Genomic DNA, 21,666 nt, shown 5'->3' on the forward strand with positions numbered 1-21,666 from the left:
CTGATGCGTGCCCTTGGCGGAAAGGTGAGGTTGTACATGCACGATTGGACGCTGTGGATGGTATGCCCCACACGGGCGTCTTCAGGGAGTGATTGGATGGCTGAACGTATCCGACCCTCGTTTGAGGTCAGGCGCCGGGCTAGCGCCTGCGGGGGCGTGCCGTTGCCAGCCGATTCCAGAACACCAGTTGCCGCAGGTAACCACCCATGAATCCGGCAGCCATCGCTCCCCCGGCGAGGCCGGTGATGCGCAAGGCTGCCGCCGCGTGTGCCCGCAGCCAAGGCAGCCCAGCCACCAATTGCGCGCCCAGCAGCAGCGCCAGGACGTCCAGCCCGATGGCGTCCACCAGTAGCGCCAGTGGCAGCAGCTCAAGATTGCAGGCGAGCAGCAGAACCAGCACTGCGGTGGTGGCGGCCAGCAGCTTTGCTCTGGAGATCTTCGGCATCGGGGGGGCTTCCCAAGGGCGGTGATGAAGCAGTGGGGGCAGGTGGAGGCACTTCAATGGCCGGTTTGGTGCTACGCCAGCCATCGGGTTACTGTCTGGGCGTACCCGCAGAGGCTCGCCCATGAAAACCGCCGTCTTCAGCGCTCGTCCTTACGACCGTCGCTTCCTTGAGGAAGCCAATGCGCGCGACCATACGGAACAGGGCTTCGAGTTCGCCTATTTCGATGTGGCGCTGGATGCCTCCACGGTGGGGCTGGCCCAGGGCTTCGACGCGGTCTGCGTATTCGTCAACGACCGCCTGGACGCGCCGGTGCTGAATGCCCTGCACGCACTGGGCGTACGCGCGGTACTGCTGCGCTGCGCCGGCTTCAACAACGTGGATATCGCCACCGCCGGCAAGCTGGGCCTGTTCGTCGCCCGGGTGCCGGCGTACTCGCCCGAGGCCGTGGCCGAGCATGCACTGGCGCTGATCATGACGCTCAACCGGCACACCCACCGCGCCTATAACCGGGTGCGCGAGGGTAACTTCATGCTGGATGGCCTGCTGGGCCGCACCCTGCATGGCAAGACGGCGGGCATCGTGGGCACCGGCAAGATCGGGCTGGCCACGGCGCGCATCCTGCATGGCATGGGCTGCACGGTGCTGGGCTTCGATCCGTATCCGTCACCGGCATTCGATGCCTTCGGCGAAAGCGTATCGCTGGAAACGCTGCTGGCCCGCTCGGATATCGTCTCCCTGCATTGCCCGCTTACCCCACAGACCCATCACCTCATCAACGAGGAATCGCTGGGGTTGATGAAGCCCGGCGCGATGCTGGTCAATACCTCGCGCGGCGCGCTGGTCAACACCGATGCGGTGGTGCGCGCGCTGAAGTCGCGGCATCTTGGCCACTTGGCCATTGATGTGTACGAGCAGGAAAGCGCGCTGTTCTTCCAGGATCTGTCTGGCGAGATCATCGATGATGATCTCTTCCAGCGCCTGATGACTTTCCCGAATGTGCTGGTCACCGGGCACCAGGGGTTCTTCACTGTGGAAGCGCTGCAGGAGATCTGCAGCATCACCCTGCGCAACCTGCGCGATTTCGCCAGCGGGGCGGAATGCCAGAACAGGGTGGTTGCTGGCTGAAGCTGATCGAACACTACCGGTCTTCCACTTCTGCATAGCGCACGACGGGTTTCTTGGCACTCTCGCGGACGGGCGGGTCGTCGTTCCACAGCGGGCGCAGGAGAATCTGGCCGGGAGTGGCTTCGATTCGTACGTGCACACCTACCTCGAAGCCGAACCTGCGCAGCCAGGCGCCGCGCAGGGTGACCATGGGGTAGGGGCCGAAGCGGTCGCGGTCGTGCTCGTCCAGCTGGGGCACGGCGCGTACGTTGTGGTGGTAGCTGGGGGTGTAGCTGGGTGCGCAGCGGGGTAGCTGCAGGATGACTTCTTCGTCGTCTTCGGGCCACTGGACGGGTTTGGGTTTCATCTTCGCTCCTCCAACAGGGAATGGCCCTCGCCGGTCAGGGCGAGGGCGTCGGGAGGTCAAAACCGTGCAAGCCAGACGGCGGGTGTATTCCCCCGTGAGGGGTCTTGTATTAGCCACCCTCCCGACATGGGACATCCTCAATTTTGGCTCACCGGAGTTTTGAGCTCCGGGGAGAACCTTGCCCGCGGACGACGAAGAAGCGAAATCGATTGTGTCTGTTGGGTTCGCGATTTCAGTAGGCTTTATCTACTGGTGTCGGGTGCGGCACGGAAGTGCGGGAAATGCGTCGTTTGTGTGTGAGCAAAGGCACAAAAATTGTTTTTCGCCGACGTGCATCATTTGGTTTGAGGGCGTTTCGGGGCGTCGTAATCGGTCCGGTGGGCGCGGAATGGCGGGTGGGGCGGGTGAGATCAAGAGCGGTTTTGATCGGGGTTCATGCGTTACCGGGTGTGGGTGGTGCGAGGGCAGTCGTTTGGGAACCGACCCTACGGCGCCAGGCGGCCCGGTGTCCGGCGACCGTGTGCCCGTGCCCGGCCCGGCGGTCCGGTGTTCGTCCGGGGTGTACCCGAGTGCGCGCGAGGGCGGGTTCGAGTGGGTCGGGCAGGCGGGCTGGGCCGGTGGCGCCGATCGCCGCCGTGAACGATTCATGTCTATACATGACGTTCTTGATGTGCCGATCCGGGCAGTGCGCGCGCAGTGCGACAACGTGTCGCAGCCGTTTCCGGGCCTTTCCTGCGCCAGATCATTGTCAATGCCCTTCTTAAATGGTGCGTGACGGCATAAAATTACGGGGCTGACATGAACGTCCTCCGTGCCGCTCCCCTGGGACCGGTACACCCGGCCTTGGCCGGAGGGGCGCGCTTGAGAAGGCATTCCCTACGCAATTGGATCGACCGATGATTCCGTTGAAATCCCTTGGGCGCTGGCTGCGCCCGGGCCTGCTGTTCGCGTTGTCCGTGTTCATGACGGGCTGCAGCTCGGCCATTCTGGCCCCGAAGGGCCAGGTCGGCCACGATCAGAAGACCCTTCTGATCACGGCCACCGTGCTGATGCTGCTGGTCGTCGTGCCGGTCATCATCATGACCCTGGCGTTCGCCTGGAAGTACCGCGCCTCCAACACCAAGGCCCGTTATGAGCCGAAGTGGTCGCATTCCACCGCGATCGAAGTGGTCGTCTGGTCGATCCCGTGCATGATCGTGCTGGTGCTGGCCGTGCTGACCTGGCGTTCGTCGCACTCGCTGGATCCGTACCGTCCGCTGGACTCGCAGACCAAGCCGGTGGTGATTGAAGCCATTTCGCTGGATTGGAAGTGGTTGTTCATCTACCCGGAAGAGAACATCGCGACGGTCAACGAAATCACCTTCCCGGTGAACACCCCGCTGAACTTCAAGATCACGTCCGATTCGGTGATGAATGCCTTCTTCATCCCGCACCTGGGCAGCATGATCTACTCGATGACCGGCATGGAGACCAAGCTCCATCTGATCGCCAACGAGACCGGTACGTTCCCGGGCATGTCCTCGCACTACAGCGGCGCGGGCTTCAGCAAGATGCATTTCGACGCCAACTCGGTGACCGAAGCCGAATACCAGGCATGGCTGGCCAAGGTGCGTGCGCAGAGCACCCCGATGGACCAGGCTGCCTTTGGCGCGCTGGTGGCCGACAAGAACCACGACTGGCACCCGGTGACCTACTTCGGTACCACTGAAACCGGTCTGTTCGACTGGGTCGTTGCCCGCCACATGGGTGACAACCAGCACTACGGCATGGACCACAAGGCCATGGATCACAAGGGCATGTCGCACGGCGCTGCGGGCGAAAGCCACGAAGGCCACGAGATGCCGGCCGGTGCCCATGACATGCCGGCCGACCATGCCGAACACACTGCAGACGAGCACGCCGCCGCCGGTCACGCCGGCCACGCAGGCTCGGGAGAATAAGCATGAATCCGTTGGGCAAACTGACATTCGCTGACATCCCGCACGACCCGATCATCATCTCCACGCTGGTTGGCGCGGGGATCGGTGGCCTGCTCGTGCTGGCCCTGATCACCAAGTTCAAGCTTTGGGGCTATCTCTGGAAGGAGTGGTTCACTTCAGTCGACCACAAGAAGATCGGCGTGATGTACCTCATCGTCGCCTTCGTCATGCTGCTGCGCGGCTTTGCCGACGCCATCATGATGCGTACCCAGCAGGCCATCGCCGCCAACGGCGCCGAAGGCTTCCTGCCGCCGCACCACTACGACCAGATCTTCACCGCGCATGGCGTGATCATGATCTTCTTCGTGGCGATGCCGCTGATCACCGGCCTGATGAACGTGGTGGTGCCGCTGCAGATCGGCGCACGCGACGTGGCCTTCCCGTTCGTCAACTCGCTCAGCTTCTGGCTGTTCGTGGCGGGAGCGGGCCTGGTGATGATCTCGCTGGGCGTGGGTGAATTCGCGCAGACCGGCTGGCTGGCCTTCCCGCCGTTGTCGGGCAAGGAGTTCAGTCCAGGGGTAGGTGTCGATTACTACATCTGGGGCCTGCAGGTAGCAGGTCTAGGTACGACACTGAGCGGTATCAACTTCTTCATTACCATCCTGAAGATGCGTACCCCGGGCATGAAGCTGATGCACATGCCGGTGTTCACCTGGACCGCGCTGGTCACCAACGTGCTGATCATCGCCGCCTTCCCGGTGCTGACCGTCACCCTGGTGCTGCTGACCCTGGACCGTTACCTGGGCACGCACTTCTTCACCAATGACGGTGGCGGCAACGCCATGCTGTACATCAACCTGATCTGGATCTGGGGTCACCCGGAAGTCTATATCCTGGTGCTGCCGGCCTTCGGCGTGTTCTCCGAAGTGATCGCCACGTTCTCGCGCAAGGCGCTGTTCGGCTACAAGGGCATGGTGTACGCCACGGCCACCATCGGCGTGCTGTCCTTCATCGTGTGGCTGCACCACTTCTTCACCATGGGTTCGGGTGCCAACGTCAATGCCTTCTTCGGCATCACGACGATGATCATCTCCATTCCCACCGGCGTGAAGATCTTCAACTGGCTGTTCACCATGTTCCGCGGCCGCGTGCAGTTCACCAGCCCGGTGCTGTGGACGATCGGCTTCATGGTCACCTTCACCATCGGCGGCATGACCGGCGTGATGCTGGCGATCCCGGCCATCGACTTCGTGCTGCACAACAGCCTGTTCCTGATCGCCCACTTCCATAACGTCATCATCGGCGGCGTGGTGTTCGGCATGTTCGCCGGCATTACCTACTGGTGGCCGAAGATGTTCGGCTTCCGCCTCAACGAGGCCTGGGGCAAGCGCGCGTTCTGGTGCTGGTTCATCGGTTTCTATGTGGCCTTCATGCCGCTGTACATCCTGGGCTTCATGGGCATGACCCGCCGCATGCAGAGCTACCCGAACCCGGAATACCAGCCGCTGCTGGTCATTGCGATGGTCGGTGCGTTCATCATCGGCGCCGGCATCCTGTGCCAGATCATCCAGGTGGCCGTGTCCATCCGCGACCGCAAGAAGACCGCCGACCTGACCGGTGATCCGTGGGATGCCCGTACGCTGGAGTGGGAAACCTCTTCGCCGCCGTCGTTCTACAACTTCGGTTCGCTGCCCAAGGTCACCGAGCTGGACGACTTCTGGGAACGCAAGCAGCGTGGTGAGGCGTGGGAGCGCCCGGCCAGGTACACCGACATCCACATGCCGCGCAACACCGGTACCGGTGTGGTGATCGGCGCCTTCAGCCTGGTGTTCGGCTTCGCGATGATCTGGCACATCTGGTGGCTGGCCATCGTTGGCATGATCGGCATGATCGGCACCTTCATCTGGCGCACCTTCGACAAGGACGTGGATTACTACGTGCCGGCTGCCGAAGTGGAGCGGATCGAAAATGAGCACCGCCGTCACCTGCAGGCGCAGGGTCTGGTGAAATCGGAGTTGCAGGCATGAGCAGCACTATCGCCAACAACGTGAACCACGGGCACGCCGCACACGCGGCGGCCCATGGCCATGACGACCACGAACACCACGACACCGGCGAGAACACCGTCTTCGGTTTCTGGGTGTACCTGATGAGCGACTGCCTCATCTTCGCCAGCCTGTTCGCGACCTATATCGTGCTGGCCGGCGGCACCAACGGTGGCCCGGGTCCGAAGGACCTGTTCGACCTGACCTTCGTAGCGTGGGAAACCACGCTGCTGCTGGTGTCCTCGCTGACCTTCGGCCTGGGCATGATCGCGCTGCACAAGCACAAGGTTGGCCAGATGTACCTGTGGCTGGGCCTGACCTGGCTGCTGGGCTTCGGCTTCATGGTCATGGAAGTGTGGGAGTTCAACCACCTCATCCATGAGGGCTACGGTCCGGGCCACAGCGCGTTCCTGTCGGCGTTCTTCGCGCTGGTCGGCACCCACGGCCTGCACGTAAGCGCCGGCCTGCTGTGGCTGCTGATCATGTTCATCCAGATCAAGCAGAACGGCCTGACCCCGACCAACAAGACCCGCATGGCGTGCCTGAGCCTGTTCTGGCACTTCCTGGACCTGATCTGGATCGGCGTGTTCTCCGTCGTCTACCTGAAGGGAGCGCTGTAATGGCCGCACATGACAATCACGCACACGACCACGGTCATGGCGCCGCCGGCGAAAGCCACGGCAGCGTCAAGTCCTACCTGGTCGGTTTCCTGTTGGCTGCGGTGCTCACCATCATTCCCTTCTGGGCGGTGATGAAGGGCGGCCTGCCGGTCTTCACCACGGGCGTCATCATCGTGGTGGCGGCCATCCTGCAGATCTTCGTGCACCTGATCTTCTTCCTGCACCTGAACCGTTCGTCGGAACAGCGCTGGAACGTCAGCGCGGCGGCCTTCACCGTGGTGGTGATCGGCATCATCGTCGCCGGCACGCTGTGGGTGATGCACAACATGAACGTGCACATGATGCATTGAGGTCCACCGACCGCATGCACGCAGAAAGGCCGCCCCAAGGGGCGGCCTTTTTGTTTGTCAGTCGTTCCAGCACGATGACCGACCCTACCGCTGCCGGCTATGCGGCGTTGCGCAGGAACTCGTCGGCGGCCACCGGCTTGCCCAGGTGGTAGCCCTGCAGGAGGTCGCAGCCCATGGCGTTTAGATAATCGCGCTGGCCGGCCGTTTCCACCCCTTCGGCCACGATCTGCAGCTGCAGCGAACGCCCCAGCGCGATGATCGAGGACACAATCGCCGCATCTTCGGCGTTGTCCTCCAGGTCACGCACGAACGCGCGGTCGATCTTCAGTTCGGTGGCCGGCATGCGCTTGAGGTACAGCAGGCTGGAATAGCCCGTGCCGAAGTCATCGATGGAGATGTTCACCCCCATCGCGGTCAGCCCGTGCAGGATCTGCAGGCTGGCTTCCACATCCTGCATGGCCGTGGTTTCAGTCACTTCCAGGGTGAGGTGGTGCGGGGCCAGATCGTGGCGCTGCAGGGTTTTCTTTACTGTCTCCAGCAGCGACGCCGAGGCGAACTGCAGCGGCGACAGGTTCACCGCCATCGACCACCCCGCGTGCCCGGCGTCATGCCACTGCCGCAGCTGCGCGCAGGCCTGGTCCAGCACCCAGTCGCCCAGGGGCAGGATCAGCCCGCTGCGCTCGGCAATCGGAATGAAGGTATCCGGCCCCAGCAGGCCCAGTTCGGGGTGCTGCCAACGCACCAGCGCCTCGGCGCCGATCAACCCGCCGCCATCGGCGCGGAACTTCGGCTGGTAGTGCAGCACCATTTCATCGCGCTGCACCGCCCGGCGCAGTTCCTGCAGCAGCTTGAGCTGGCGGTTGGCGCTCACGTGCATCGCTTCGGTGAAGAACGTATAGCCGTTCCGTCCCGAGTCCTTGGTGTGGTACATGGCCGCATCGGCGTGCGCCATCAGCTCACGTTCGGTAGTGGCATCGGTGGGGTAAAGCGCTATGCCCAGGCTGGCGGTCACCTGCAGTTCCAGCGTGTCGATCTCGAACGGCTCGCCCACGCTGGCGATGATGCGCTCGGCTACCACGGCTGCATCCTCGGGCACGTCCAGCTGGAACACGATGACGAACTCATCGCCGCCCAGCCGGGCAAAGGTGTCCTGCGCGCGCAGCAGCCCGCTGACGCGCTGGCTTACTTCGATGAGCAGCTTGTCGCCGAGCTGGTGGCCGTAGGCATCGTTGATGGCCTTGAAGCCGTCCAGGTCGCAGAACATCACCGCGAAGCTGAAGTTGCGCCGCCTGGCTTTTTCGATGGTCTGTTCGATGCGGTCCTGCAGCAGCATGCGGTTGGGCAGCTGGGTGAGCGGGTCGTGCAGCGCGGCCTGCAGCAGCTTTTCGTTGGCCTGGGCCAGCGAATCGGCCAGCAGGCCGGTGCGGGTTCGCATCTGGCGGTCGAACAGCGAGGCGATCAGCGCGATGCCCAGCGTGGCCAGGGTGGTGACGATGACCAGCACCGCCAGCCACTTGGTATCCAGCCCATTGGCGTACACGGCGCCGCAGATGCTGCCTTCCGGGAAGTTGGCGGCGGCCATGCCGGTGTAATGCATGCCCACGATGGCGAGGCCCATCACCAGCGAGGCTACCCCGCGCAGCAGCCCGGTACGGCGCTGCTGGGTGCGCAGCCGGAAGGCGATCCACAAGGCGGCGCCGGCCGCGACGATGGCAATGAGCAGCGAAGCGGTGAACCACAGCGGGTCGTAGTCGATGCCAGGCTGCATCCGCATCGCGGCCATGCCCAGGTAGTGCATGCAGGCGATGCCCAGCCCCATCAGCACCGCGCCCGCCACCAGGCGCGGCCACGGCAGTTCCGGGCGCGACACCAGCCACAGCGCATAGGCCGATGCGCCTACCGACGCGGCCAGCGAATAGAGCGTAATGGCGAGGTCGTAGCCGACCGGGATCGGCAGGTGGAAAGCAAGCATGCCCACGAAATGCATGGACCAGATGCCCAGGCCCATGGCGGCAGCGCCTCCGGCCAGCCACCAGCGGGCCACGCGGCCTTCGGTGCTGGCCAGCCGACCGGCCATGTCCAGCGCGGTATACGAAGCGAGGATGGCAACCAGCAGCGAGAAGAAGACGAGACTCTGGCTGTAGGTGCCGGTCATGTAGAAGCCTGGGGTGACGTGGGGAAGGGAAAAGGCGCGTGCGCCCGCCACGGTATCGGCCGGGGCGGCACAAGGTTGAGCGGGGGCGTTCAGCGGGCGGTCGGGCGCAGGTCTCGGTTGCTGCGACGCGGCTCGGCTATCCTGCCCGACAGACGATGAATTGGATTTGACATGGGCAAGCGGCTTACCGCCTACGTGTGCAGCGAATGCGGCGCGGAATACAGCAAGTGGCAGGGGCAGTGCACCGAGTGCGGCGCCTGGAACGTGCTGAGCGAGTTCACGCTGGAAAGCGCGGCGGCCACCAAGTCACCGGCCGCGCGCCGTTCGGGCTGGGCCGGTAAGGTCGATGCGCCGAAGATCATGGCGCTCAAGGACGTGCAGCAGACCGAGCACCTCCGGGTAAGCACCGGCATCGGCGAATTCGACCGCGTGCTGGGGGGCGGCCTGGTCGAGGGCGCGGTGGTGCTGGTCGGCGGTGACCCGGGCATCGGCAAGTCGACCCTGCTGCTGCAGGCGGTGGCGAAAATGGCCGCCACGCTGCCGGTGCTGTACATCACCGGCGAAGAGTCGCTGTCGCAGGTGGCCGGCCGCGCGGTGCGGCTGGACCTGCCGCTGGACAACGTCAACGCACTCGCCGAAACCCAGGTCGAGGCCATCCTGCAGCACGCCAGCGCGGCGCGGCCGAAGCTGATCGTGGCCGATTCGGTGCAGACCCTGTGGACCGAATCGCTCACCGCCGCGCCCGGCTCGGTAAGCCAGGTGCGGGAAAGCGCGGCGCGGCTGGTGCGCTTTGCCAAGGAAACCGGCACGGCCGTGTTCCTGGTGGGGCATGTGACGAAGGAAGGCGGCATTGCCGGCCCGCGCGTGCTCGAGCACATGGTCGATGCGGTGCTGTATTTCGAAGGCGAGAGCGGCAGCCGCTTCCGGCTGTTGCGCGCGTTCAAGAACCGCTTCGGCGCGGTGAACGAGCTGGGCGTGTTCGCGATGGGCGAGAAGGGATTGAAGGAAGTGTCCAATCCCTCGGCGATCTTCCTGTCCGGCGGCAGCACCCGGCAGCCGGGCAGCTGCGTGATGGTCACCCGCGAAGGCACCCGGCCGTTGCTGGTGGAAGTGCAGGCGCTGGTGGATGCCTCGCCGCTGTCGAATCCGCGCCGCGTGGCGGTGGGGCTGGAACAGAACCGCCTGGCGATGCTGCTGGCGGTACTGCATCGACACGGCGGGGTACTGGTGGGCGACCAGGACGTGTTCGTCAACGTGGTGGGCGGCATCCGCGTGCAGGAAACCGCAGTGGACCTGCCGGTGCTGCTGGCGGTGTTGTCCTCGCTGCAGGACCGCCCGCTGGCGGAGAAGACGATTGCCTTTGGCGAAGTGGGCCTGTCCGGCGAGATCCGCCCGGTACCGAACGGCGAGGACCGCCTTCGCGAAGCGGCCACGCACGGCTTCAAGCGTGCCATCGTGCCCAAGGCCAATGCACCCAAGACCGGCAGCGTGAAAGGCATGGAGGTCATCGCGGTAGAGCGCCTGTCCGAGGCCATCGACGCCATCTGAATCCGGCGTTTCCAGTGCGCCGCCGCGCAGGCAATGCGCGGCCACGCTGTGGTAGTTTTCCGTTCCTGACGGAGAAAACGATTACATGCACGAGACTTCCCTGGAGGCACAGGGCGCCAGCGAGATCCGCCGCGCCGGTGTCGACCTCAATGGATTGATGACGGTACTTGGCAAGCACCTGTATTCCACCCCCGTGGTGGCCCTGCGCGAACTGGTACAGAACGCGCACGATTCACTGGTGCGGCGGCGCCTTGAGCAGGCTGGCTGGGACGAGGCGGGCCGGATCGAAGTGCACGGCGATGCCGTCAACGGCATCGTAAGGATCATCGATACCGGTGCTGGCCTGACCCAGCAGGAAATCCACGATTACCTGGCCACCGTCGGGGTGGGCTATACCCGCGGCCTGCGCCAGGCGGGTGAAGACGATGAAGGCCTGATCGGGATGTTCGGGCTGGGCTTCCTCTCCGCGTTCGTGCTGGCGCGCCGGGTGACCGTGCGGACCACCTCCTACCAGCAGCCCGGCCTGGGCCATTGCTACGTATCCAGCAACGCCGAGCAGTACACGGTGTCGCCAATCCCTGCGCGCGCGGTGGGAACCGAGGTGGTTCTTGAACTGCATGGCAGTTACGTGCACCTGGCGCAGGAGCAGAACCTGCGCGAGATCCTTGGCCGTTACTGCGCGCTGCTGGGCGAACCGATCCACGTCGGCCAGGATGCACAGGCGATCAACCCCGAGCCGCCGCCGTGGCGACCGCAGGCCGGCGTGGTCCTGCATCCGCTGCAGGCGCAGCGGCGCGCGCTGGAGTTTGCTGCGCACTTCGAGCGCAGCTTCGAGCCGATCGCCTGCATGCCGTTGCGCGCCGAAGGCGGCAGCGATGCGGTCGGGCTGCTGTGGGTGCAGGACGGCGCGACCTACGGCACCAGCGACAACCGCAACCTGTCCGTATTCGTGCGCGGGATGCTGCTCGATGACGACGCGCGCGACCTGCTGCCGCCGTGGGCCGGTTTCATCGGCGGGGTGATCGAATCCGGCCGGCTCACCCCCACCGCGAGCCGGGAGGACCTGCAGCGTGATGAAACCTACAACGCGGTCCAGCATGCTTTGAGCGAGGCGCTCATTGACGGGCTGGTGGACATTGCACGGCAGCAGCCCGAAGCGTGGCGGCGCATCCTGGCCCGACACAACGAGGCACTGCTGGGGGCGTCGCTCTGCGACGACCGCCTGTTCCAGCTGCTGCTCGAACACGTGCGCGTGCCAAGCTCGCACGGCGACATCAAGGCCAGCGAACTGCCGTCGCGCGGTGCGGTGCACGTGATCCTGGACAGCGGCGGTGGTTTCGAGGAAATGCTGTTCCGTGCGATGGGCGTACCGGTGGCGCATGGCAACCGGTACGCGGTGGTCCCTTTCCTCCGACGCTGGACCCAGGCCAAGGGCATGCGCCTGGTGGAGCTGGGTACCGAAAAGGGCAATCGCGCGCTGTTCCGTACCGACACCCTGCCCGAGGCCGAGCTGGCCTGGCTGCGGACGCACCTAGGCGACGGCGAACAGCTGCTGCCGGCGCATTTCAGCCCGGCCGCGCTGCCGGTGGTAGTGGTGCCCGATCGCGAGGCCGAACTGAAGCGGCGCCTGGAAGACGACGAGAACGACAAGCGTGTTTCGATGGCGGCGCTGCGGCTCGCACGTCAGTTCACCGCCCGCATCGCCGCGCGCGCACCCTCGCGCCTGTACCTCAACCTGGACAACCCCGCCGTGCACGCCCTGCTGGCCGCGATGCGTGCCGGCAACCCGCAGGCCGAGGCCGCAGCACGCCTGCTCCGCTCGCTGAAGGTGATCGTCAGCGCCCAGGGGCGCACGCAGGACGGCGGCATGGCCAGCGGCGATCTCAATCGCGCCTTCGGCGACATCGCCGATGCGCTGCAGCAGATGCTGCAGCCGCGCTGACACTTCCCTTCTACAACATCAGGCGACAAAGGACGGCATTACCGCATGGATATCTGGAACTGGGTGGAAAAACTGCAGGACGATCTGGGTGAGGCAGGGCAGGCGCAGAGCGCGCAGCTGCTGACCCGGCTGACCGACGAGGTCTGCGAGCTGCGCATGGATCGCGTCGATGCATTGCTGCCCGAAGCGCGTGCGCTCGGCAAAACGCTGGGCAATCCATGGCTGGAAGTGTTCGTCGGCCACTGGGAGATGCGCAATCGGGTCGGCAACCGGCTGGAAGGCGAATCGGCGCTGGGTGACGCAGTGGCGCTGTTCGAGCGCGCGCACCGCGCCGATACCGTGGAGTGCCCGCAGTCCGTGTGCGTCACCCAAGACCTGGCCGCCTGCTACGGCAACATCGATGGTCCGGGCTGGGTGCCTGAACGTGTGGAAGTGTGCGAGGAAACGCTGGCGCGGATCGACCCGAGCTGGGCGTGCTTCCAGTGCCTGAGCTGCGAAAAGGCCGACGCCCTGCTTGACGATGGCAACCCGCAGGGCGCGCTGGACTATCTGGACGTGCAGGCCGGCGCCGTGCTGGCACATGGCCGCAAGGTCTACGACAGCTTTCCGGAAATGCGCATCAAGATCCTTCTTGCCAGCGGCCGCGCCGCCGAGGCACTGACGCTGATCGAGCAGCGCCAGGCCGAGGTGGATGCCGAGCGCGAGTCCGAGCCGGCCAACTGCACCGTGCCGCGCAGACTGTCGCGCGCGTGGGCATTGGCCCAGCTGGGGCGCGATGACGAGGCGCTGGAAGCGCTGGTGCCCTGGCACCAGGTGTCGCCCAACTACCGCCGCATGTGGGCACACACGGTGGCGCTGCTGGTACGCAACGCGCCCGAGCGCAACAGTTGGGACCTGGGCCGGCGGCTCAGCGCGACGCTGGCGCACTACGCCGAGGTCGGCGCGCACCGTTTCGTGATCGAGATCGCGGGGTTGTGCGTGGACATGGCGCTGCAGCGTGGCGCGGTGTGGACCGCGCAACGCCACCTGGCGCTGGCCCGGGAACACCTGGGCAGGCTGCGCCAGGACCGCGGCGCCGCGCAGGCCGTGGCGGCGATGGCCGCACGCATCGGTGCCGCCCCTGCAGCACCCGCCTTGCCCGTGCCCGCCGAAGCCCTGCTGGGCTGGCTGGTCGAGCAGGGCGGGAACGGGGAAGGGCGTGATCCGGAGCGCGAAGCGCAGTGGCTGCTGCAGGGGGTGGCGGCACGGCCCGACGATGCGGAGATGCTGGACGTGGCTGCATCGGCGCTCAATGCCTGCGGGGCCGAGGATGAAGCCATTGCGTTGCTGTGGGCGTTCGTTGATCGCCATGCGCACCAGGATGCTGCGCCGGCCTACTCGTTGATGCGGCTGCTGGTGCAGCGCGGCGACCAGGCCGGGCTTGACCGGCTGGTGCGGCACTACCAGCCGCAGGTGCCGGTATTCGCACTGTGGTGCCAGGCGCAGATGGCCCACAAGCTGTCCGATTGGACCGCGCTGGAGCACGCCTGCTCGGCATTGCTTGTGGCCTCGCCGGGATCGCACGGCGCGCGCAACCTGCTGGCGATGGCGCTGATGGCCATGCACCGCTTCCAGGACGCTGCCACGCAGTACCGCCACCTCACCGAAGTGCTGGAGGAACCGCGCAGTGCGCACTGGGACCACATGACCGCGGCCAGCGCCGCGCGCGACTGGGAGGCCGTGCGCGCGTCGGCGGCCGCCATCGGCATGCAGCTGGAGAGCACGCAGGGGCCTGTCGAAGAGGACTTCGGCTGGGTGATCATCCGTTGCATGGATTCTGGCGAGCCGATCGAATACTACGCGCGGCGCACCGGCCCGGTGACGGCACGCATCGTGGAGAACGCGCCGGCCCACCGCCGCCAGCGGGTCGACGACTGGGTGGTGTTCGATGCCGAGCTGGTGCACCCCGTTCCCGAAGACGAGGCGGAGCGCAGCCGCTTCATGCCGACCCATGCCGAAGTCCATCTGCTCGAGAGCGGTGGCCATGCGGCGAGCTGGCTGGTCGACGGCGTGCACCCGGGGGAAGATGCATGGGCCATCTTCTCCGACGCGGTCAAGGCACGAGGCTGGAAAGTGTGGGCCCACAGCGCCGATGACTATCAGCTCACCGACAGCGAAGGGGATGCGGTGCCCCAGCCGGGGGTGCTGTTCACCGTGGCCCAGCCACTGGACGAGCCACCGCTGGCACTGCACCAGTTCCTGCTGGAGGCAACGGCGGAGTGGCCGCATCGGATGTGTTGGCTGCGCCTTGCCGAGGCCTGTGGCCAGGACGAGCAGCGGCACCTTGACGTGATAACGCGTTACGGTCTCTGAGCACTGGACCGGGCGCGCCGCCGCTATCGGCTAGCGTGCGCGCCCGAACACCAGTTCGATCACGAACTGGCTGCCGAAGAACGCCAGCAGCAGCAGCGCCATCGCGGTCAGCGTCCAGTGCACCGCCTTGGCGCCGCGCCAGCCATACCGGCGGCGGCCGATCAGCAGGGTGCCGAACACGATCCAGGACAACACGCTCAGCACGGTCTTGTGCACCAGCTTCTGTGCAAGCAGGTCGTCGACAAACAGCACGCCGGTGACCAGGGTCAGGGTCAACAGTGCAAACCCCACCGCGATCACCCGGAACAGCAGCGCTTCCAGGTCGGCCAATGGCGGCAGGGCGCGCAGCCACGGCCGGAAATCGCGGCGGCGCAGGGCGCGTTCCTGCAGCCACAGCATGATCGCCAGCAGCGCGGCCACGCTCAGGGTGGCGTAGGCCAGCAGCGCCATCCAGGCGTGCGTCGACAGCTGCCAGCCCAGCGGACGGCTCGGAGCATGCCCATGGCCGTGGTAGACACACAGCACCGCCGCAGCCATCGGAAAGACCAGTACGCCCAGTGCTGCCATCCGACCGCGCGCGGCCACCAGCGACGTCAGCCAGGCCATGCCCAGCCCCACCAGCGACAGCGCGGCGAAGAAGTGCATGTCCGGCCCGCCGCTGGTGTGCAGGGCCACCAGCGCGTGGTAGCTGCCGTGCAGGACCATCGCCGGCACCGCCGGCCATAGCCAGATCGGCAAGCGGTTGGCGTCATCGCGCACCACCGCGCGCACCAGCAGGGCGGTGGCGGCAAGGTAGAGCAGGGTGGCGATGAGAACGATTGTCATCGTGTCAGTTTCGCATACCCCCGGCCCCTCAGGGGAGTGCAGCAGACCCGCTATACTGTACGTCTCATTGTCTTTCGTTCTGAACAGGTTGCCTCCATGTTCGAGTCCCTGACCCAGCGCCTCTCCGGCACCATCGAGCGGCTGCGTGGCCGCGGTCGCCTCACCGAGGAAAACATCCGCGAGGCCACCCGTGAGGTGCGCATCGCGCTGCTGGAAGCCGACGTCGCCCTGCCGGTCGTGCAGGCCCTGGTCGAGCGCATCAAGGTGCGCGCGGTGGGCCAGGAAGTGCTCAAGTCGCTGACCCCGGGCCAGGCGCTGATCAAGGTCGTGCGCGACGAGCTGACCGCCGTGATGGGCTCGGCTGCTTCCGACCTGAACCTCAACGTGCCGGCCCCGGCCATCATCCTGATGGCGGGCCTGCAGGGTGCGGGCAAGACCACCACGGTGGGCAAGCTGGCCAAGCACCTGAAGGAAAAGCGCAAGAAGAAGGTGATGGTGGTGTCGGCTGACGTCTACCGTCCGGCCGCGATCGAGCAGCTCAAGACCCTGGCCGACCAGGTGGGTGTGCTGTTCTTCCCGTCCAGCGCCGACCAGAAGCCGGAAGCCATCGTGCGCGCGGCCATTGATGATGCACGCAGGTCGTTCGTGGACGTGCTGCTGGTCGATACCGCCGGCCGCCTGGCCATCGACGACGCGATGATGGCCGAGATCAAGGCCCTGCACGCGGCGGTGAACCCGGCCGAAACCCTGTTCGTGGTCGATGCCATGACCGGCCAGGACGCGGCCAATACCGCCAAGGCCTTCGGTGAGGCGTTGCCGCTCACCGGCGTGGTGCTGACCAAGACCGACGGTGACGCCCGTGGCGGTGCAGCGCTGAGTGTGCGCTACATCACCGGCAAGCCGATCAAGTTCGTCGGCGTCAGCGAAAAGCCGGACGGCCTGGATGTGTTCCACCCGGACCGTATCGCCAGCCGCATCCTGGACATGGGCGACGTGCTGTCGCTGGTGGAGCAGGTCGAGCAGCAGGTCGACAAGGACAAGGCGCAGAAGCTGGCCGAGAAGGTGGCCAAGGGCAAGAAGTTCGACCTGAACGACATGCGCGACCAGCTTGAGCAGATGCAGAACATGGGCGGCATCGGCGGGCTGATGGACAAGCTGCCGGGCCTGGGCCAGATTCCCGAGCACCTCAAGCAGCAGGTCAGCCAGGGCAAGGAAGTGCCGCGCATGATCGCCATCATCAATTCGATGACCAAGAAGGAACGCCGCAACCCGGGCCTGCTCAACGGCTCGCGCCGCGCCCGCATCGCGCGCGGTTCCGGGCTGACCCCGGCCGATGTCAACAAGCTGATGAAGCAGTATCAGCAGATGGAAAAGATGATGAGCAAGATGGCCGGCGGCGGCATGAAGGGCATGATGCGCAGCATGAAGGGCATGATGGGCGCCATGGGCGGCCGCGGCGGCCTTCCGTTCCGCTGAGCCCGCGCCATGCGGCGATAATACGTAGGGACACGCCATGCGTGTCCACGCAGCACCCGGCGTAGACTGTAAAGGTCGACCCCAAGGTGCGCCCCGCATGACCGACCCGCGAATCCTTGAACGCGCCGACAGCTTCTGTCGGCGTTTTTCATTGCAGTCCCCCATCCTGCTGGCCCCGATGGCCGGCGCCTGCCCGGTGAGGCTGTCGGCCGTGCTGGCCAACCACGGCAGCATGGGTGCGATGGGCGCGGTCCTTTCGCAGCCGCAGGACATCGTGGCCTGGATGGACGCCTTCCGCGCCCAGTCCTCCGGCCCGGCGCAGGTCAATGTGTGGATCCCGGACCCTGCGCCCGTGCGTGATCCCGCCGCCGAAGCCGCCACCCGTGCGTTTCTCGCGCAGTGGGGCCCTGAGGTACCGATAGACGCGGCCGATGCCGGTCCGGCCGATTTCGACGCGCAGTTCGATGCGCTCATCGCCGCGCAACCTGCGGTCGCCTCCACCATCATGGGCGTCTTCAACGCCGTCCAGGTGCGGCGCCTGAAGGACGCCGGCATCGCCTGGTTCGCCTGCGCCACCACCCTGGCCGAAGCACTGGCTGCCGAAGCGGCCGGTGCCGATGCGGTGGTCGCGCAGGGCTTTGAGGCCGGCGGCCATCGTGGCGCCTTCGACCCGGCGGCGGCCGAACGCCAGCTGGTCGGGTTGTTCGCGTTGGTGCCGCGCCTGGCCGACCGCCTGCAGGTGCCGGTGATCGCCGCAGGTGGCATCGCCGACGGCCGCGGCATCGCCGCCGCGCTGATGCTCGGTGCCAGCGCAGTGCAGATCGGCACCGCCTTCCTGCGCACGCCCGAATGCGCGATCGATCCGGCCTGGTCGCAGGCACTGGCTGCCGCCGAACCGGAAGACACCTGGCCGACCCGCGCCTTCAGCGGCCGGCTCGGCCGTGGGCTTGCCACGCCGTATGTACGAGCAGCCGCCGACCCATCCGCACCGCCTCCGCGCCCGTACCCGGTGCAGCGCGGCCTGACCGCGCCGATGCGCGCCCACGCCAACCGCGAACACCGCATCGACGCGATGCAGGCGTGGGCCGGGCAATCGGCCTGGATGGCGCCCGACACGCCGGCGGCCGACGTGCTGCGGACGCTGTGGGCCGACGCGCGCGGGTTGCTGGGATGAGCGTGTACTGCAACGGCCATCGCGCCAGCGCCGACGAACTGGCCGGCGCACTGGTCAACTACGGTCATTTCAGCTCCCTGCAGGTGCGCGGCGGTGCGGTGCAGGGGTTGGACCTGCACCTGCGGCGCTTGCGCCAGGGCACCGGGGAACTGTTCGGCAGCACGCTGGATGGCACGCAGGTGCAGGCCTGGATGCACGCCGCGCTGCAGGCCGAAGGCATGGTCGATGCCTCGCTGCGGGTAACGGTGTTTTCCCGCGCGTTCGATTTCCGCCAGCCGCTGCAGCCGGTACCGGTGGACGTGCTGGTCGCGGTGGCGCCGCCGGCATCGGCCCCTTCATCACCGCGACGCGTGTGCAGCGTGCGCTACCAGCGCGAGCTGCCGCACCTCAAACATGTAGGCACCTTTGCGTTGTTCCAGCATCGACGCCAGGCGCTGCAGGCCGGTTTCGACGATGCGCTGTTCGTGGATGCGCAGGGGCGGGTCAGTGAAGGCACCACCTGGAACGTGGCGTTCGCGCGCAACGGCGAGGTGGTGTGGCCACAGGCACCGGCGCTGCGCGGCACCCATGAGCGCCTGCTGCAGGCGGGGTGGGGCGGGGCACCGACACTGGAGGCGGTGAGCCTGGAGCAGCTGGGCGGGTTCGATGCCGCCATCGGCCTCAACGCCTCCGGTGTATGGCCAATAGCCAGCATTGATGATCACCGGTTCCCGGAATCCGAGGCATTGGCGCAGAAGGCGTTGGCCACGTTGGGCGGGCAGGGGTGGCAGCCTCTGGCGTAAGGCGGCACGACCAACGGTCGTGCCCTACCAAACCGGGCAATGGCACGCCCGGCACCACATCGGGCAATGGCGCCCCCGGTAGCGCACGACCGTTGGTCGTGCGGCGGCCCAGGCGACGCCTGAAGCCCCCGTTCATCTTCACAGCCCCCGCTGGGCTTGGAATGCCCCGACCCCGCCGCTATAATCGCCGGCTTACCGCGCCATCCTGGCGACTGGGCAACAGAGGAAGCAACACCATGGTCAAGATCCGACTGACCCGCGGCGGCGCCAAGAAGCGTCCGTTCTACCACATCATCGTGACCGACTCGCGCAGCGCGCGTGACGGCCGCAACATCGAGCGCGTGGGTTACTACAACCCGGTTGCCCAGGGCGCCGAAGCCCGCATCGTGCTGGATATCCCGAAGGTCGACGCATGGGTCGCCAACGGCGCCCAGCTGACCGACAAGGTTCGCAACCTGTACAAGGAAGCGACCAAGGCCCAGGCCGCTGCGGCCTGATCCTGAAGGGCCGCGCCTGGCGCGGCCCGTCGGCATATACAGATGAAAGATACCGAGCGCCGCATCCTGCTGGGCAGGATTGTCGGCGCTTTTGGTGTGCGAGGCGAGATGAAGCTCGAGTCCTGGACCGAGCCGCGTACCGCCATCTTCAACTATCAGCCCTGGATCCTGCGCTCGCCCGCCGGCCAGGAGAGCACCCTCGCCGGCGCGCGCGGACGTCAGTCCGGCAAGCATCTGGTAGCGGTGTTTCCCGGTGTCACCGACCGCGACGTGGTCGAGTCGATGTACGGGACCGAAGTCTATGTAGCACGCAGCGCGCTGCCGCCGCCGAAGGCCGACGAGTATTACTGGGTCGATCTGGAAGGCCTGCAGGTGCGCACCGTTGAGGGCGTCGAACTGGGCCGGGTGTCGCACCTGTTCTCGACCGGCTCCAACGACGTGGTGGTGGTACAGGGTGACCGCGAGCGGATGATCCCGTTCGTGCAGCCGGACTTCGTGAAATCGGTGGATTTCGAGGCCAACCTGGTGATCGTTGACTGGGACCCGGAGTTCTGACCGGTGCGCATTGACGTCATCACCTTGTTCCCGGAGTTCATGGCGCAGTCGGCCGCGCTCGGCGTGGTCGGCCGTGCCGCTGAACGCGGCCTGCTGGACCTGCATGGCTGGAATCCGCGTGACTACGCCGAGGGCAACTATCGCCGCGTGGACGACCGTCCGTTCGGTGGTGGACCGGGCATGGTGATGCTGATCGAGCCCCTGCGGGCCTGTCTGGCTGCGGCCAAGGCTGCCGACCCGGCGCCGGCCCCGGTGATCTACCTCAGCCCGCAGGGCAAGCCGCTGACCCAGGCCAAGGTCAGGGAACTGGCCGCGCTGCCGCGCATGATCCTGCTGTGCGGGCGCTACGAAGGCGTGGACGAGCGCTTCCTGGCGGCTGAGGTCAGCGAGGAAATCTCGATTGGCGATTACGTCCTGTCCGGCGGTGAGCTGGGTGCGGCGGTGATCGTGGATGCCGTTACCCGGCTGCAGGAAGGCGCCTTGAACGACGCCGAGTCTGCCGCCCAGGACAGTTTCGAAGGCCCGCAGGGGCTGCTGGATTGCCCGCACTTCAGCCAGCCGGCACACCATGAATGGGGCGATGTCCCGGACGTGCTGCGCTCGGGCAACCACGCGGCCATCGCCCGCTGGCGCCGCCAGCAGTCGCTGCTGCGGACCTGGCTGCGCCGCCCGGACCTGCTCGACGAGGCCAGCCTGTCCAAGGCCGACCGGATCCTGCTGGACCAGGCGCGGGCCGAACTGCCGTAACGCCGGCATGTGGTAGCGCCGGCCGCTGGCCGGCCCTGGCGGTCCGTGGGCCGGCCAACGGCCGGCGCTACCGGACTGGCATCACATGCAGAAACTGGTTAGAATTGCGGATTCCCATCAGGCCTTTCACGCCTGGCGGTGGAAACCCTACAAAAAACGTGCAGCACAGTCCGGTGACTGCATGAGCCTACGTTGTCGAAACGACACGCCCACCCGAACGAACACAATCGGTGCACCCATGAGCAAGCTGAACAAATCCATCCTCTCGGACTTCGAATCCGCCCAGATCACCCGTGAGCTGCCGAAGTTCAGCCAGGGCGACACCATTGTCGTGAACGTGAAGGTGAAGGAAGGCAACCGTGAGCGCGTCCAGGCGTACGAAGGCGTCGTGATCGGCACCAAGAACGCTGGCCTGAACTCCGCGTTCACCGTCCGCAAGATCTCGCACGGCTACGGCGTCGAGCGCGTCTTCCAGACCCACAGCGCCATCATCGACTCGGTCGAAGTGAAGCGTCGTGGTAAGGTCCGCGCCGGCAAGCTGTACTACCTGCGTGGCCTGGAAGGCAAGGCTGCCCGCATCAAGGAAGATCTGGCCGCTGCTGCGCAGGCCAAGGTCGCCCGCCTGGCTGCCAAGGCTGCCCAGTAATCTTCTGGAGTGGTGTACCGACCAACGGTCGGTACCTACCCCACCAGACGGCCACCTTCGGGTGGCCGTTTGCGTTTCCGGATGTATGCAAATTGATCGAATTGCTCGTAGAGCCA

The 21,666-nt window shown here is 66.1% G+C and carries 19 protein-coding genes; 15 read left to right on the forward strand and 4 right to left on the reverse strand.

Going from position 1 to position 21,666, the window contains the following annotated elements; translation table 11 throughout:
• Positions 1 to 139: 139 nt before the first annotated feature.
• Complete coding sequence (locus tag ACGFZ3_RS02145; RefSeq protein WP_392915770.1) at positions 140 to 445, reverse strand: hypothetical protein; 306 nt, start codon at positions 443 to 445, stop codon at positions 140 to 142.
• A gap of 121 nt (positions 446 to 566) precedes the next feature.
• Between ACGFZ3_RS02145 and ACGFZ3_RS02150 the strand changes: the two genes are divergently transcribed.
• A complete protein-coding gene (locus ACGFZ3_RS02150; protein ID WP_392915773.1) occupies positions 567 to 1,571 on the forward strand; it encodes a 2-hydroxyacid dehydrogenase in 1,005 nt (334 codons plus the stop codon).
• Between the two features lie 13 nt (positions 1,572 to 1,584).
• On the opposite strand, the gene ACGFZ3_RS02155 is transcribed toward ACGFZ3_RS02150, so the two are convergent.
• Positions 1,585 to 1,917, reverse strand: coding sequence for a SymE family type I addiction module toxin (locus ACGFZ3_RS02155; protein ID WP_392915776.1), 333 nt, complete (start codon positions 1,915 to 1,917; stop codon positions 1,585 to 1,587).
• A gap of 896 nt (positions 1,918 to 2,813) precedes the next feature.
• Between ACGFZ3_RS02155 and cyoA the strand changes: the two genes are divergently transcribed.
• From cyoA to cyoD, 4 genes are read left to right on the forward strand one after another with little or no spacing between them, the layout of a single operon-like run.
• Positions 2,814 to 3,857 (forward strand): ubiquinol oxidase subunit II, encoded by a 1,044-nt coding sequence (gene cyoA, locus ACGFZ3_RS02160; protein WP_392915779.1) that lies wholly within the window; start codon positions 2,814 to 2,816, stop codon positions 3,855 to 3,857.
• Between the two features lie 2 nt (positions 3,858 to 3,859).
• Positions 3,860 to 5,863, forward strand: coding sequence for a cytochrome o ubiquinol oxidase subunit I (gene cyoB / locus ACGFZ3_RS02165; protein WP_392915782.1), 2,004 nt, complete (start codon positions 3,860 to 3,862; stop codon positions 5,861 to 5,863).
• Positions 5,860 to 6,501 (forward strand): cytochrome o ubiquinol oxidase subunit III, encoded by a 642-nt coding sequence (gene cyoC / locus ACGFZ3_RS02170; RefSeq protein WP_392915785.1) that lies wholly within the window; start codon positions 5,860 to 5,862, stop codon positions 6,499 to 6,501. Before cyoB ends, cyoC begins: the two co-directional genes overlap by 4 nt.
• Complete coding sequence (gene cyoD, locus ACGFZ3_RS02175) at positions 6,501 to 6,851, forward strand: cytochrome o ubiquinol oxidase subunit IV (protein WP_282245983.1); 351 nt, start codon at positions 6,501 to 6,503, stop codon at positions 6,849 to 6,851. The genes cyoC and cyoD overlap by 1 nt, the downstream gene beginning before the upstream one ends.
• A gap of 97 nt (positions 6,852 to 6,948) precedes the next feature.
• Here the strand turns inward: cyoD and ACGFZ3_RS02180 are convergent, their stop codons facing one another.
• On the reverse strand, positions 6,949 to 9,006 hold the full coding sequence (locus tag ACGFZ3_RS02180) for a putative bifunctional diguanylate cyclase/phosphodiesterase (RefSeq protein ID WP_392915789.1): 2,058 nt from the start codon (positions 9,004 to 9,006) through the stop codon (positions 6,949 to 6,951).
• Between the two features lie 171 nt (positions 9,007 to 9,177).
• On the opposite strand from ACGFZ3_RS02180, the gene radA reads away from it, so the two are divergent.
• The 3 genes from radA (at position 9,178) to ACGFZ3_RS02195 (ending at position 14,848) form a co-directional block, all read left to right on the forward strand.
• Complete coding sequence (gene radA, locus ACGFZ3_RS02185) at positions 9,178 to 10,554, forward strand: DNA repair protein RadA (protein ID WP_392915791.1); 1,377 nt, start codon at positions 9,178 to 9,180, stop codon at positions 10,552 to 10,554.
• Between the two features lie 85 nt (positions 10,555 to 10,639).
• On the forward strand, positions 10,640 to 12,496 hold the full coding sequence (locus ACGFZ3_RS02190) for an ATP-binding protein (protein WP_392915793.1): 1,857 nt from the start codon (positions 10,640 to 10,642) through the stop codon (positions 12,494 to 12,496).
• 45 nt (positions 12,497 to 12,541) lie between these two features.
• Positions 12,542 to 14,848 carry a hypothetical protein gene (locus tag ACGFZ3_RS02195; RefSeq protein ID WP_392915796.1) on the forward strand — a complete coding sequence of 769 codons (2,307 nt, stop codon included), beginning with the start codon at positions 12,542 to 12,544 and terminating at the stop codon, positions 14,846 to 14,848.
• A 30-nt stretch (positions 14,849 to 14,878) separates the two neighbouring features.
• On the opposite strand, the gene ACGFZ3_RS02200 is transcribed toward ACGFZ3_RS02195, so the two are convergent.
• Positions 14,879 to 15,673, reverse strand: coding sequence for an inner membrane protein YpjD (locus ACGFZ3_RS02200; protein ID WP_392915799.1), 795 nt, complete (start codon positions 15,671 to 15,673; stop codon positions 14,879 to 14,881).
• A 96-nt stretch (positions 15,674 to 15,769) separates the two neighbouring features.
• On the opposite strand from ACGFZ3_RS02200, the gene ffh reads away from it, so the two are divergent.
• From ffh to rplS, 7 genes are all read left to right on the forward strand, one after another.
• Complete coding sequence (ffh, locus tag ACGFZ3_RS02205; protein ID WP_392915802.1) at positions 15,770 to 17,149, forward strand: signal recognition particle protein; 1,380 nt, start codon at positions 15,770 to 15,772, stop codon at positions 17,147 to 17,149.
• Positions 17,150 to 17,246: 97 nt separating this feature from the next.
• Positions 17,247 to 18,323, forward strand: coding sequence for an NAD(P)H-dependent flavin oxidoreductase (locus tag ACGFZ3_RS02210; RefSeq protein ID WP_392915805.1), 1,077 nt, complete (start codon positions 17,247 to 17,249; stop codon positions 18,321 to 18,323).
• Positions 18,320 to 19,105: an aminotransferase class IV gene (locus ACGFZ3_RS02215; protein ID WP_392915807.1), complete on the forward strand. Its 786-nt coding sequence runs from the start codon at positions 18,320 to 18,322 to the stop codon at positions 19,103 to 19,105. The genes ACGFZ3_RS02210 and ACGFZ3_RS02215 overlap by 4 nt, the downstream gene beginning before the upstream one ends.
• A gap of 236 nt (positions 19,106 to 19,341) precedes the next feature.
• On the forward strand, positions 19,342 to 19,602 hold the full coding sequence (gene rpsP / locus ACGFZ3_RS02220) for a 30S ribosomal protein S16 (RefSeq protein ID WP_068850278.1): 261 nt from the start codon (positions 19,342 to 19,344) through the stop codon (positions 19,600 to 19,602).
• Between the two features lie 42 nt (positions 19,603 to 19,644).
• Entirely contained in the window at positions 19,645 to 20,157 is a 513-nt protein-coding gene (rimM, locus tag ACGFZ3_RS02225) for a ribosome maturation factor RimM (RefSeq protein WP_392915811.1), read from the forward strand.
• A gap of 3 nt (positions 20,158 to 20,160) precedes the next feature.
• On the forward strand, positions 20,161 to 20,904 hold the full coding sequence (gene trmD, locus ACGFZ3_RS02230; protein WP_392915815.1) for a tRNA (guanosine(37)-N1)-methyltransferase TrmD: 744 nt from the start codon (positions 20,161 to 20,163) through the stop codon (positions 20,902 to 20,904).
• A 238-nt stretch (positions 20,905 to 21,142) separates the two neighbouring features.
• Positions 21,143 to 21,550, forward strand: coding sequence for a 50S ribosomal protein L19 (rplS, locus tag ACGFZ3_RS02235; RefSeq protein ID WP_339445816.1), 408 nt, complete (start codon positions 21,143 to 21,145; stop codon positions 21,548 to 21,550).
• Positions 21,551 to 21,666: the final 116 nt, after the last annotated feature.

It is taken from the genome of Stenotrophomonas sp. NPDC047960, from assembly GCF_043204395.1.
Lineage (GTDB): Bacteria > Pseudomonadota > Gammaproteobacteria > Xanthomonadales > Xanthomonadaceae > Stenotrophomonas.

Coding starts and splice junctions, on each gene's coding strand:
- ACGFZ3_RS02145 (WP_392915770.1), bottom strand. CDS start 445: ATGCCGAAGATCTCCAGAGCAAAGCTGCTGGCCGCCACCACCGCAGTG.
- ACGFZ3_RS02150 (WP_392915773.1), top strand. CDS start 567: ATGAAAACCGCCGTCTTCAGCGCTCGTCCTTACGACCGTCGCTTCCTT.
- ACGFZ3_RS02155 (WP_392915776.1), bottom strand. CDS start 1,917: ATGAAACCCAAACCCGTCCAGTGGCCCGAAGACGACGAAGAAGTCATC.
- cyoA (WP_392915779.1), top strand. CDS start 2,814: ATGATTCCGTTGAAATCCCTTGGGCGCTGGCTGCGCCCGGGCCTGCTG.
- cyoB (WP_392915782.1), top strand. CDS start 3,860: ATGAATCCGTTGGGCAAACTGACATTCGCTGACATCCCGCACGACCCG.
- cyoC (WP_392915785.1), top strand. CDS start 5,860: ATGAGCAGCACTATCGCCAACAACGTGAACCACGGGCACGCCGCACAC.
- cyoD (WP_282245983.1), top strand. CDS start 6,501: ATGGCCGCACATGACAATCACGCACACGACCACGGTCATGGCGCCGCC.
- ACGFZ3_RS02180 (WP_392915789.1), bottom strand. CDS start 9,006: ATGACCGGCACCTACAGCCAGAGTCTCGTCTTCTTCTCGCTGCTGGTT.
- radA (WP_392915791.1), top strand. CDS start 9,178: ATGGGCAAGCGGCTTACCGCCTACGTGTGCAGCGAATGCGGCGCGGAA.
- ACGFZ3_RS02190 (WP_392915793.1), top strand. CDS start 10,640: ATGCACGAGACTTCCCTGGAGGCACAGGGCGCCAGCGAGATCCGCCGC.
- ACGFZ3_RS02195 (WP_392915796.1), top strand. CDS start 12,542: ATGGATATCTGGAACTGGGTGGAAAAACTGCAGGACGATCTGGGTGAG.
- ACGFZ3_RS02200 (WP_392915799.1), bottom strand. CDS start 15,673: ATGACAATCGTTCTCATCGCCACCCTGCTCTACCTTGCCGCCACCGCC.
- ffh (WP_392915802.1), top strand. CDS start 15,770: ATGTTCGAGTCCCTGACCCAGCGCCTCTCCGGCACCATCGAGCGGCTG.
- ACGFZ3_RS02210 (WP_392915805.1), top strand. CDS start 17,247: ATGACCGACCCGCGAATCCTTGAACGCGCCGACAGCTTCTGTCGGCGT.
- ACGFZ3_RS02215 (WP_392915807.1), top strand. CDS start 18,320: ATGAGCGTGTACTGCAACGGCCATCGCGCCAGCGCCGACGAACTGGCC.
- rpsP (WP_068850278.1), top strand. CDS start 19,342: ATGGTCAAGATCCGACTGACCCGCGGCGGCGCCAAGAAGCGTCCGTTC.
- rimM (WP_392915811.1), top strand. CDS start 19,645: ATGAAAGATACCGAGCGCCGCATCCTGCTGGGCAGGATTGTCGGCGCT.
- rplS (WP_339445816.1), top strand. CDS start 21,143: ATGAGCAAGCTGAACAAATCCATCCTCTCGGACTTCGAATCCGCCCAG.